General features: G+C 63.8%; 10 protein-coding genes. 5 read left to right on the top strand and 5 right to left on the bottom strand.

What is annotated here, in order from left to right:
- The 4 genes from EN781_RS12430 to EN781_RS34785 form a co-directional block, all read right to left on the bottom strand.
- Positions 1–459: transglycosylase SLT domain-containing protein (locus EN781_RS12430; RefSeq protein WP_127400033.1), on the bottom strand; the 459-nt coding region annotated here is incomplete at its 3' end.
- Between the two features lie 230 nt (positions 460–689).
- Positions 690–1,457: an N-acetylmuramoyl-L-alanine amidase gene (locus tag EN781_RS12425; protein WP_126053888.1), complete on the bottom strand. Its 768-nt coding sequence runs from the start codon at positions 1,455–1,457 to the stop codon at positions 690–692.
- Entirely contained in the window at positions 1,454–2,173 is a 720-nt protein-coding gene (locus EN781_RS12420) for a DnaJ family molecular chaperone (RefSeq protein WP_126053887.1), read from the bottom strand. Before EN781_RS12420 ends, EN781_RS12425 begins: the two co-directional genes overlap by 4 nt.
- A 157-nt stretch (positions 2,174–2,330) precedes the next feature.
- Positions 2,331–2,534, bottom strand: a complete 204-nt coding sequence (locus EN781_RS34785; protein ID WP_126053886.1) for a hypothetical protein — start codon at positions 2,532–2,534, stop codon at positions 2,331–2,333.
- A 189-nt stretch (positions 2,535–2,723) separates the two neighbouring features.
- On the opposite strand from EN781_RS34785, the gene EN781_RS12410 reads away from it, so the two are divergent.
- Genes EN781_RS12410 through EN781_RS12400 form a run of 3 tightly spaced genes read left to right on the top strand, consistent with a single transcriptional unit; the run spans position 2,724 to position 8,327 of the window.
- Entirely contained in the window at positions 2,724–6,338 is a 3,615-nt protein-coding gene (locus EN781_RS12410) for a hydantoinase B/oxoprolinase family protein (protein ID WP_127400032.1), read from the top strand.
- Positions 6,339–6,369: 31 nt separating this feature from the next.
- The gene (locus tag EN781_RS12405) at positions 6,370–7,662 is read left to right on the top strand and encodes a DUF3419 family protein (RefSeq protein ID WP_126053884.1); all 1,293 of its coding nucleotides are present in this window, start codon (positions 6,370–6,372) and stop codon (positions 7,660–7,662) included.
- On the top strand, positions 7,662–8,327 hold the full coding sequence (locus EN781_RS12400) for a class I SAM-dependent methyltransferase (RefSeq protein ID WP_126053883.1): 666 nt from the start codon (positions 7,662–7,664) through the stop codon (positions 8,325–8,327). Before EN781_RS12405 ends, EN781_RS12400 begins: the two co-directional genes overlap by 1 nt.
- Here EN781_RS12400 and EN781_RS12395 read toward each other — a convergent pair whose 3' ends face one another.
- Complete coding sequence (locus EN781_RS12395; RefSeq protein WP_126053882.1) at positions 8,328–9,707, bottom strand: serine hydrolase; 1,380 nt, start codon at positions 9,705–9,707, stop codon at positions 8,328–8,330.
- A gap of 313 nt (positions 9,708–10,020) precedes the next feature.
- Here EN781_RS12395 and EN781_RS12390 point away from each other — a divergent pair, with 313 nt between their 5' ends.
- A complete protein-coding gene (locus tag EN781_RS12390) occupies positions 10,021–10,815 on the top strand; it encodes a GH25 family lysozyme (RefSeq protein WP_126053881.1) in 795 nt (264 codons plus the stop codon).
- Positions 10,816–10,993: 178 nt separating this feature from the next.
- A partial coding sequence (locus EN781_RS12385) for a lytic transglycosylase domain-containing protein (RefSeq protein ID WP_189347513.1) occupies positions 10,994–11,701 on the top strand: 708 nt, incomplete at its 3' end.

The raw sequence follows: 11,701 nt of genomic DNA, 5'->3' as shown, positions 1-11,701 counted from the left end.
GCTGTAGCCCATCATACGCGCCGTCGCCGGCTTGATCTGCATCAGGCCTATCTCGCCGGCGCTGCCGACGATGTTCGGCCGGTAATTGCTCTCGATCTTGATGACCGCCTTGGCCAGCGACACCGGCACGCCTTCCGCCGCCGCATAGCGGGCGATGATCGCCGAGTACTGGCCGCCGTCGGCCGCTGCTGCCGCCGCTGTCGACTCTGCCGCGGTGCTCGGACGGATCGAGGCTGTGGTAGTCAGGTCGATCGTCTTCCTGTTGCGCTGCACACGCCGCTTCGCCGTCGCTTTCCTGGCTTTCACCGCGGCGACCTTTTGCACCTTCGCGGTGGTCGTCTTTTTTGCTTTCGGGCTCTCCGCGGCCTTCGGCGCGGTTTTGCCGGCTACGGCGATGAAGCCGCTGTCGGCCCGCAGGCTCTGGGGCGCGGCATTTGCGGCCCCGATGGCAAAAGTCATTACACCGGCAGCAACGGCTGCCGTCAAGACGGTCAAATTTTGCATGTGGTCCTGTTCTGTTAGAACCGCGCGAAGAACTTCACGCGGCGACACCAAATCAATATCGAAACATCTGGGAGGCTAGACGTCCGATAAATTGCACGGATCGCCTTTGACGGTCGATTTGGCGGCAAAGAAGGCGGCGCAAGTCACTTTAAGTGACAGATTGTAATTTAGCGACGCAAAATGGACTATTTGGCTGGGATTGCCTTCATGGCAGCAAGCAGCCTTTGCAGCGTGCGGATTGTCGAGCCGTCAGCCATTCCATCGACCAGCCGCGGCCGGAAATGCCGCTGAAAAGCCTCGACGACGATTTCGGTCTGGCGGTCGAACATACCGGATATCTCCGCACCGTAGCCATAAAGCGCCAGCATCGACTGCAGCGCCTCGACATCGCTCCCCGTGTCGCCGGTTTTCAGCGTCGCGCCCTGCCTGACCGGCGCCGGCGGCACGAGATGGCCGATGCCGGCCGCAAACAGGGTCTTCCAGGGGAATTTCTCGCCCGGATCGACTTTGCGACCCGGCGCCACATCGGAATGGGCGAGCACGCGCTGCGCCGCAATGGAATGGCGTTGCACGATGCCTTTGCACAGGCCGATCACCGCATCGATCTGCCGCCTGGGGAAATCGGGATAACCGAGAGAATGGCCGGGATTGACGATCTCGATGCCGACAGAGCAGGAGTTGATGTCCGTTCGCCCGAACCACGAGCTCTTGCCGGCATGCCAGGCGCGGTCGCTTTCGCGAACCATTTGCACGATGCGGCCGTCTTCGTGGATCAGATAGTGAGCGGACACATCGCTCGCCGGATCGCACAGCCACGCTTCGGCGCCGGGTCCGGTCGCCATGCCCGTATAGTGCAGCACGATCATGTCGGGTTTCAACGTCTCGCGCCGCGGGCCGAAATTCGGCGATACCCTGACCTCGGCGCCTGGCTGATCGGGCAGGAAACCGCTCATGCGTGCCTGAGGCCCCGTTCGATCATCTCATAGGCGGCATTGATCGCCGCGAGCCTGGTGGTGGCGATCTTGATGAATTCCTGCGGCAGGCCGCGCGCGATCAGCCGATCGGGATGATTGTCCGAGACCAGTTTGCGGTAGCGCTTCCTGACCTCCTCGAACGGCTTTCCGCGCTCGATGCCGAGCACGACATAGGGATCGCCGGCGCCGAGATTGACGTGCCTGGCCAGGATGCTCTGATAATGTGCCTCGTCGATGCGGAAGATCTCGGCAATACGGTGCAGAAACCGGCCTTCGTGCTCATGAATCAGCCCGTCGGCCTTGGCGATGTGGAACAAGCCGTCGAGTATGTCTTCCAGCATCATGCAGTTCGCATGGCCGGAGCCGCACAATTGCGCCATGCGCTGGGCATAGATCTCGAAGCCGGCCACATCGCGCTTGGCTAGGTCGTAGAGCCGCGCCACATTGCGCGTCTCTTTCGGCGGCACATCGAATATTTCCTGGAAGGCGCGCACCTCATCCTGGGTAACGATGCCGTCAGCCTTGGCCATCTTGGCCGAGAGCGCGATCATCGCTACCGAAAAGGCGACGCGGCGGCGCAGATCGGCATCGCCGGAGAAAACCGTTCGCACGGCTTCGACGACATCGGCGACGCCCGATGACGCTGAAGACGTAACACGAACGATGAAGTCGCCGAGGCGGTCCCAAATCGACATGAGGCTTCTTAGTGCGAACTGCCCACCGCTATCAAGCGCAGACAGTGCCGCAGGCCCATTGGATCCGCGTCATATGATGTTGCTGGCGCAAGCCTCTGGCGCCGGTAGCTGAAAAGAAAGAAGGCCGGTAGGGGACCGGCCTTCTTCGCCTTGTGAACTACTGCGCGGGCGCAGCAGGTGCTGCCGGAGCCGGTTCGGCTGGTTTCGTAGCGTCAGGAGCCGGAGTAGCCGGCTTCATAGGCTCTTCGGCGGCCGGCGGATTGGTGCTCTGGGTTGTGGTGTTGTCCGTCCCGCTGTCGCTGCAAGCCGCAACTCCGAGCAGGGCGAGCGCCGAAAGGGACGCCAGAATGAGCTTCTTCATGATATCTCTCCTTCAATCGACGCTCACATTCTGGTGAGCGGTCGAAGGAGAAATGCATCAGCCGGCGTGGAGTTTCGTAACGTTGCATTTCCGCATGTAACATCATCTGGGCGATTGCCGGCCGCCGAATGGCGCACTAACAGGATAAGCCAAGCACCAGATTACGCAGGGAAAATTCCAGGAGCCGCGATGACCGAAAAATGGGATTTCTGGATCGACCGTGGTGGCACCTTCACCGACGTCATCGGCCGCGACCCTCAAGGCGGACTGCATGCCCGCAAGCTGCTGTCAGAAAATCCGGAAGCCTATGCGGACGCTGCCATTCAGGGCATTCGCGACCTGCTTGGATTGAAATCCAGTTCCGCCATTCCGCCGGGGCTGATCGGCGACATCAAGATGGGCACCACTGTCGCCACCAATGCGCTGCTCGAGCGCAAGGGCGACCGTGTGCTCCTGCTTACTACCAAGGGTTTTCGCGACGCGCTTCGCATCGCCTATCAGGCGCGCCCGGATATCTTCGCCAAGGAGATCATCCTGCCCGAACAGCTCTATGAGCGCGTCGTCGAGATCGATGAACGCGTGCACGCCGACGGCTGGGTCGAACGTTTGCTCGACGTCGCCGCCTGCCACCCGGCAATCGAACAGGCCAAAGCCGACGGCATCGATGCGGTCGCTATCGTCTTCATGCATGCCTGGAAATATCCCGACCACGAGAAGGCTGTCGCCAAAGTCTGCCGCAAGCTCGGCTTCGCCCAGGTTTCTGTCAGCCACGAGGTCTCGCCGCTCATCAAGCTGGTCGGCCGCGGCGACACCACCGTGGTCGACGCCTACCTGTCGCCGATCCTGTCGCGCTATGTGCAAAGGGTGGCGGGCGAACTGGGTGCCGGCCCCCGCCTGATGTTCATGATGTCGTCAGGTGGTCTCACCGCCGCCGATATGTTCCAGGGCAAGGACGCGCTGTTGTCCGGCCCGGCCGGAGGCGTCGTCGGCATGGTCGAGACGGCGAAGCTCGCCGGTTTCGAAAAAGTCATCGGCTTCGACATGGGCGGCACCTCGACCGATGTCGCCCACTATGACGGCGAGTATGAGCGCGCCTTCGACACCGAGGTTGCCGGCGTGCGCATCCGCGCGCCGATGATGCGCATCCATACCGTTGCCGCCGGCGGAGGCTCGATCCTGCACTATGAGGCGGGCCGCTTCCGCGCCGGGCCGGATTCCGCCGGCGCCAATCCCGGCCCGGCCGCCTATCGGCGCGGCGGCCCGCTCGCCGTGACCGACGCCAACGTCATGCTCGGCAAGCTGCAGCCCGATTACTTCCCGGCGATCTTCGGTCCCGGCCAGGACCAGGCGCTCGACGTCGACACCGTGCGCGAAAAATTCACCGCGCTGGCCGCCGAGATCGGCGATGGCCGCTCGCCCGAGGCGGTCGCCGAAGGCTTCGTCACCATCGCCGTCGAGAACATGGCCAACGCCATCAAGAAGATCTCGGTGCAGCGCGGCTATGACGTCACTGAATATCTCTTGAACTGCTTTGGCGGCGCTGGCGGCCAGCACGCCTGCCTGGTCGCCGATGCGCTCGGCATGGAAGCGGTGCTGATCCATCCCTTCTCTGGCCTGCTATCGGCTTATGGCATCGGCCTGTCGTCGGTGTTCGCCTCGCGCCAGCAGGCGCTGCTCAAGCCGCTCGCCGAAGAGTCCAGGACGGCGATCGACGAGCTTATCGCAACGTTGAGGAAAGCCGTCATCGCTGAATTCGCGGCACAAGGCATCGCCGAGAGCGCGGTCGCTTCCAGGCCCGTCCTGCAGATCCGCTATGACGGCACCGACACGGCGCTGCCGGTGAATTTCGCCAGCGGCTCAATATTCCAGGCGAGGCGCGATTTCGAAGTCGCCCACAAGGCGCAATTCGGCTTCGTCTATGACGATAAGCCGATGATCGTCGAGACCGTCGGTGTCGAAGGCACCGATACCGGCGGCGGCGGCCGCGACGAAAGTGAATCGGAAATGGAAGATCTTGCCGCAAGCCCTCCCAGGACGCGCAAAATCTTCGCCGAAGGCGAATGGCGCGAAGCCGGCATATTCCGGCGCGAAGCGCTCAAGCCCGGCAACAGGGTGGCCGGTCCCGCTCTGGTCATCGAGCCCAACCAGACCATCATCGTCGAGCCCGGCTGGCTGGCCGAGATCACCGCCAGGAACCATGTGCTGTTGCGGCGAACCGAGAAGAAACGCCGCCAGGCAGCGCTCGGCACCGAAGCCGATCCGGTCATGCTGGAGGTCTTCAACAACCTCTTCATGTCGATCGCCGAGCAGATGGGCGTGACGCTGCAGAACACCGCCTATTCCGTCAACATCAAGGAACGGCTGGATTTCTCCTGCGCCGTCTTCGACCGCCATGGCGCGCTGGTCGCCAACGCGCCGCACATGCCGGTGCATCTCGGCTCCATGGACCGCTCGGTCGAGACCATCATTCGCCTGAATTCCGGCGACATCCATCCGGGCGACGTCTTCGCCCTCAACGCCCCCTACAATGGCGGCACGCACCTGCCCGACATCACCGTGGTGACGCCGGTGTTCGACGATGCGCGCAAGGAAATCCTGTTCTGGGCGGCCTCGCGCGGCCATCACGCCGATGTCGGCGGCACCGCGCCCGGCTCGATGACGCCTTTAGCCACCACGGTCGACGAGGAAGGCGTGCTGTTCGACAATTTCCGCATCGTCGATCGCGGCCGCTTTCGCGAGAAGGAACTGGAAACGCTGCTCACCGACCACCCCTACCCGGCCCGCAATCCGCACCAGAACGTCGCCGACCTCAAGGCGCAGATCGCCGCCAACGAGAAGGGCGTTGCCGAATTGCGCAAGATGGTCGCGCATTTCGGCCTCGATGTCGTCGAGGCCTATATGGGCCACGTCCAGGACAATGCCGCAGAGAGCGTGCGGCGCGTGCTGGAACGGCTTCCCGACACCTCCGACTATGAATATCCCACCGACACCGGCCAGGTGATCAGGGTCAGGATTTCTGTCGATCGGCAAAAGCGCGAAGCAACGGTCGACTTCACCGGAACCTCGAAGGTGGAAAAGAACAATTTCAACGCGCCGGAACCCGTCGCCCGCGCCGCCGTGCTCTATGCCTTCCGCGTCATGGTCGAGGACATGATCCCGATGAACGCCGGGTGTCTCAGGCCGATCAACATCGTCATCCCCGACGACTGTATGCTGAAGCCTTCATATCCGGCAGCAGTCGTCGCCGGCAATGTCGAGACCTCGCAGCATGTGACCAATGCGCTGTTCGGCGCCATGGGCGCGATGGCCAATGCGCAAGGGACGATGAACAACCTCACCTTCGGCAACAAGCAGTACCAGTATTACGAGACGATCTGCTCGGGCTCGCCCGCCGGCCAAATGAACTCCGGCCGCGGCTTTGCCGGCACCTCAGGCGTCCATAGCCATATGACGAATTCCCGCCTCACCGATCCGGAAGTGCTGGAACTGCGCTTCCCTGTGCTGCTCGAGGATTTCCACATCCGCGAAGGCTCGGGCGGCAAGGGCAGATGGGATGCCGGCGACGGCACGAAGCGCACCATCCGTTTCCTCGAAAGGATGGAATGCGCGATCCTGTCCTCACATCGCAACCGGCCACCGCAAGGGCTGGACGGCGGCGGCGACGGTGAGGCGGGCTCCACCAAGGTCCGTCGAAACAATGGCGCCATCGATGTGCTGAAAGCCTGCGACCAGACCGTTCTCGACGCCGGCGAGGCCGTCATCGTCACCACGCCGACCCCTGGAGGATTTGGCAGGAAGGCCTGATTTGGCGTCAACAGGCTGTCACCAGCCTGTCATGACGCTGCGCTACCCGCTTGCGCCAACACAAACGGGGAATCAACTTGCCATGACGGACGTTTCCGGAGATCTGGTTTTTCGTCGCGGCAAGGAAGTTGGAAAAGCCGTCTACCAGAATCGCCCGCTGTCGAAGGCCGGCATGTCGGAGCGGCTCTTCGCCTTCCTGTTTTCCGGCCTCGTCTATCCGCAGATCTGGGAAGACCCCGATGTCGACATGGAGGCCATGGAGCTTGGCGCCGGCCACCGCATCGTCACCATCGCGTCGGGCGGCTGCAACATCCTCGCCTACCTCACCCGTTCGCCCGAACGGATTGATGCCGTCGACCTCAACGCCGCCCATATCGCGCTGAACCGCATGAAGCTCGAGGCGGTGCGCCGCCTGCCGTCGCAGGGCGACCTGTTCCGCTTCTTCGGCGCCGCCGACACCAGCCACAATTCGGAAGCCTACGACCGCTTCATCGCGCCGCATCTCGATCCGGTCAGCCGCCACTACTGGGAGCGCCGCAACTGGCGCGGTCGCCGGCGCATCGAGGTCTTCGACCGTAATTTCTACCAGACCGGCCTGCTCGGCCTGTTCATCGCCATGGGCCATCGCGTCGGCAAGTTCTTTGGCGTCGACCCCGCCGGCATCATGCAGGCCAGCAACATCGGCGAGCAGCGCCGCTTCTTCAACGAGGAGCTGGCGCCGGTCTTCGAAAAGCCGCTGCTGAAATGGGCGACGTCGCGCAAGGCTTCGCTATTCGGTCTCGGCATTCCACCGGCGCAGTACGATTCGCTGATCACCTCGGGCGACGGCACGATGGCGAGCGTGCTCAAGGCCAGGTTGGAAAAGCTCGCCTGCGATTTCCCGCTGAACACCAACTATTTCGCCTGGCAGGCCTTTGCCCGCCGCTATCCCGAGCCCGGCGAGGCAGCACTCCCCGCCTATCTGGAGAAGCGGAATTACAAGGTGATCCGCGACAACATCGACCGCGTCGCCATCAACCACACCAACCTGATCGAGTTCCTCGCCGGCAAGGATGCGGGCGCGGTCGACCGCTTCATCCTGCTCGACGCGCAGGACTGGATGACCGACGACCAGCTCAACGCGCTGTGGGCCGAGATCACCCGCACGGCATCGGCCGGCGCCCGCGTCATCTTCCGCACGGCGGCCGAGCCCAGCCTGCTGCCCGGTCGCGTCTCCAACTCGCTGCTTGACCAGTGGAGCTACGAGGCCGAGGCCTCGCGCGACTTCTCCGCGCGCGACCGTTCGGCCATCTATGGCGGCTTCCACCTCTATGTGAAGCGCTGATGAGCACCACCGAACTGCCCGCCAGCCATGCCGAGCTGATGGACGGCGTCTATCGCTGGCAGCGCCACATCTACGATCTCACCCGCAAATACTATCTGCTCGGCCGCGACCGCCTGATATCAGGACTGGAGGTGCCCCCGGGCGGAACCGTGCTCGAGCTCGGCTGCGGCACCGGCCGCAACATCATCCTCGCCGCCCGCCGCTATCCCGAGGCGCGCTTCTTCGGCCTCGATATCTCGGCGGAAATGCTGGAGACGGCGGCAGCAGCCATCGCCCGCGAAAACCGGTCCGGCCGCGTCACTCTGGCGCTCGGCGACGCCACCAATTTCGACGCTGGCACGCTCTACGACGTCGCGCGTTTCGACCGCATCTTCGTGTCCTACTCGTTGTCGATGATCCCGGGCTGGGAAAAAACGGTTTCAGCGGCACTCGCCGCGCTGGCGCCAGGCGGCTCCCTGCATGTCGTCGATTTCGGTCAGCAGGAGGGCCTGCCGCGCTGGTTCCGGGCGCTGCTGCGCGGCTGGCTCAAAAAATTCCACGTCGCGCCGCGTGAATCGCTGCGCGAGGTTTTGGAATCAGAATCCGAGCGAACCGGCGCAACCTTCCATTTCAGAACGCTTTATCGCGGCTACGCTTGGCTCGGCGTGATCGGCGCAGCCAGGTAGTCAGTGAAGCGCCTTCACCAGCGCGCCAACCATCACCTGCGGGCGGTAGTTGAGCTTGGCCGGCGTCAGTCCAAGCCGCACCACCACCAACTGCTCCGACGGGATGATGGCGACCGTCTGGCCGTCATGCCCCTCCATCCAATAGGTGTCCTTGGGCAGGCCGGCCGCGACGCCGGCGCCAGGGTTCTCCTCATCGCCCGGCCCTTCGATCCATACCTGGCCTTTGCCGTAGACCTTCGAGGCCGCCGCCGGCTCCCGCATCCAGTCGACGAAGCCGGCGGGCAGGAGCTGATTGCCGTTCCAGACCCCGCCCTGCAGCAGGAACTGGCCGAAGCGCGCCCAGTCATGCGCCGTGGCGTAGAGATAGGACGAGCCGACAAAGCTGCCCTGCTCGTCGGTCTCGAGCACGGCGCTGTGCATGCCAAGGGGCTCGAACAGCGCCTTTCGCGGCCAGGTTAGCGCCTTCGCCTTGTCGCCGACGGCGTCCTGCCACAGCCGCGACAGCATCACCGCCGTGCCGCTCGAATAGGAAAACACCTTGCCCACCTCGCCGGTCAGGGGCTTGGCTTCGGCGAAGCCGGCCATGTCGGGTTCGAGATAGAGCATGCGCGTCACATCGGCGACGTCGCCGTAATCCTCGTTGAACTCCAGCCCGCTCGACATCGCCATCAGGTCGGCAAGGCTGATCGCGGCGCGCCCATCCGCCTTCCAGGGCGCGAACAGGCCCTTGTTGTCGATCGCCATCTTGCCGTCCTTGACCAGCGTGCCGACGATCGCGGCATTCACCGTCTTGGTCATCGACCAGCCGAGCAGCGGCGTCTTTGCAGAAAAGCCCTCGCCATAGCGCTCGGCGACGATGTGGCCGTTCTTCACCACCACCACGGCGCGCATGCCGGCGCCGGCCATGGCCGCGTCGTCGACGATCTTCGCGATTTCTGGATTCTGCGAGGCGTCCACTCGCTCACCCTCCGGCCACAGCGCATCCTGCCTGGTGGCGGCCGGCCCGGCGTAGATCGCCGTCTGCCTCGCCTTGCCGGTGTTGCCGTCCGGAACGGTAGCGCAGCCTAGCCCGTCGCGCGCGACGGCCACGCTTTTGCCGAGCACGCCGAACAGGCCTGCCGAGACCATGCCGCGTTCCTTGTCCACCGACACTCTCATCAGCCTGAGCAGCGGATGGCCCGGCGCCTGGACATCGACGGCGAGCACCTGGTTGGCGTCGCGCCCGGCGATGAAAACGTTCGAGCACACGATCTTGGCCGAATAGCCGGAACCGACGCGGATCAGTTCGGGCGGCGCGACATAGAGCCAGGCGACCAACGCTGCTATCGCCAGCACGACCAGGCCGAGCAACCATTTGACGATCTTGACGACGATCCGCATCTCACCCCCTGCGTGTGGCGCCCGATTTATGCCATCGATTTGCCGCCATTGCTGCCTCAAAATCTCGGCTGCTGTCGAGCGCCGTCAACCGAATATCAACCATGATCGGCGATCACATGATGCATGTCGCCCAAAAGTGCGCAGCGGTTTTGGGACAACGACATGCACTGGAAAGAGAGATTAAAGCGCGCCAAAAGGGTGCGCTTTGAGGAGACTGGACGTTCCTGTGGGGTGATCGTCCGGCGGGGGACGGCCAAGGGGGCCACCCGAAACGACCCATCAGCGGCCGGCTGAACCCGGCTCAGGAGTAGCGATGCGCCGTCTTGCGGCTCTCATCATGCTGACGCTGCTGGGCGCCTGCTCGACCGTTGACGACCTGACGCCGGTGATGTCCTCCAGCAGCCCGATGGTTGCGGTGCGCGCACCGCGCTTCGAGGATTCCAAGCCGCATGAGTGGGACAGCGGTGCGCCGTGGAGCTATGCCATCCACGGTACCGACGTCTCGAAATACCAGACATCGGTGGACTGGCCGGCAGCCAAGGCGAGCGGCATTTCCTTCGCCTTCATCAAGGCGACCGAGGGCGGCGACCGCTTCGACGACTATTTCAACGAGCACTGGGCGCGCACGAGAGCCGTGGGAATTCCGCGCGCGGCCTATCATTTCTTCTATTTCTGCACACCCGCCGCCACGCAGGCGCGCTGGTTCATCGCCAACGTCCCCAAAGACCGTTCGGCGATGCCGCCGGTGCTCGATATGGAATGGAACCCGAAATCGCCGACGTGCCGGCTGCGGCCCGACCCGGCCACGGTGCGCGCGGAGATGACCACTTTCCTCGAAATCGTCGAGCGGCACTACGGCAAGAAGCCGATCATCTACACCTCGATCGACTTCTTCGACGACAACGGCCTCGCGACCTTCCGCGGCTATCCCTATTGGCTGCGCTCGGTCGCTGGCCACCCTCGCCAGAAGTATGGCAGCCACCCCTTCACCTTCTGGCAATATACCGGAACCGGCATCGTTCCGGGCATGACCGGCAAATCCGACATCAACGTTTTCAACGGCTCGGAAGTCGCCTGGAACAAGTGGCTGCGGCAGAACACCCGTTGACATAAGCCGTCCTGCCTGCTTTTCGACACGACCAGCGGCGATGTATTGAGCTGCTGGCAGTCCGGAGCGGCGTACCAGGCGGGTGCCCGAGGACGCTCCTGAGCTTTGAATCACGCATGGTCCTGGCCAGAACCGGTTCGGGTTCGGCGGGGCGTGCGCCGGTTTCGAAAGGGAAGCGATGCGATTGCGTGTTGACATCTTGGCGGCGCTGTTTGTCGGCGCTCTTGCCTGGCCGGCGGCGGCGCAGGAGTGCGGAGACGATTTCAACACCTGGAAACAGGGCGTGGCGGCGGAAGCCAAGGCGGCCGGCGTCGGCGCCGTCGGCCTGAACGCGCTGGAACAGGCGAGCCTCGACGACAAGGTCCTGGCTCGTGACCGCGCCCAGGGCGTCTTCACCCAGACCTTCACCGAATTCTCCAACCGTATGATCTCGGCTTACCGCCTGAAGCAGGGCGGAGCCAATCTGAAGAAATACGCCGACGTCTTCGCCCGCGCCGACCAGGAATTCGGCGTCCAGGCGCCCGTCATCGCCGCCTTCTGGGCGCTCGAGACCGATTTCGGCGCCGTCCAGGGCGATTTCCACACGCTGAGCGCGCTGGTGACGCTCTCGCATGACTGCCGCCGCCCGCAGCTTTTCCGCCCCCAGCTCGTGCCGTTATTGACGCTGATCGATCGCGGCGTCCTGCCTGCCGACGTGACCGGCGCCTGGGCAGGTGAGATCGGCCAGACGCAGATCCTGCCGACCGACTACCTTGCCCGCGGCGTCGACGGCGACGGCGACGGCATCGTCGACCTGCGTCACAGCGTGCCGGACGTGATCATGACCACGGCCAACAAGGTGCTGTCGCGCGGCTGGAAGCGCGACCAGCCCTGGATCGAGGAAGTC

It is taken from the genome of Mesorhizobium sp. M4A.F.Ca.ET.090.04.2.1, assembly GCF_003999085.1.
Lineage (GTDB): Bacteria > Pseudomonadota > Alphaproteobacteria > Rhizobiales > Rhizobiaceae > Mesorhizobium.
This window is presented reverse-complemented; position numbering and strand designations above follow the sequence as displayed.

Excerpts from the sequence above, each read along its gene's own strand:
- EN781_RS12405 (WP_126053884.1), top strand. The coding sequence starts at position 6,370 with ATGACGCTGCGCTACCCGCTTGCGCCAACACAAACGGGGAATCAACTT.
- EN781_RS12390 (WP_126053881.1), top strand. The coding sequence starts at position 10,021 with ATGCGCCGTCTTGCGGCTCTCATCATGCTGACGCTGCTGGGCGCCTGC.
- EN781_RS12420 (WP_126053887.1), bottom strand. The coding sequence starts at position 2,173 with ATGTCGATTTGGGACCGCCTCGGCGACTTCATCGTTCGTGTTACGTCT.
- EN781_RS12425 (WP_126053888.1), bottom strand. The coding sequence starts at position 1,457 with ATGAGCGGTTTCCTGCCCGATCAGCCAGGCGCCGAGGTCAGGGTATCG.
- EN781_RS34785 (WP_126053886.1), bottom strand. The coding sequence starts at position 2,534 with ATGAAGAAGCTCATTCTGGCGTCCCTTTCGGCGCTCGCCCTGCTCGGA.
- EN781_RS12410 (WP_127400032.1), top strand. The coding sequence starts at position 2,724 with ATGACCGAAAAATGGGATTTCTGGATCGACCGTGGTGGCACCTTCACC.
- EN781_RS12395 (WP_126053882.1), bottom strand. The coding sequence starts at position 9,707 with ATGCGGATCGTCGTCAAGATCGTCAAATGGTTGCTCGGCCTGGTCGTG.
- EN781_RS12400 (WP_126053883.1), top strand. The coding sequence starts at position 7,662 with ATGAGCACCACCGAACTGCCCGCCAGCCATGCCGAGCTGATGGACGGC.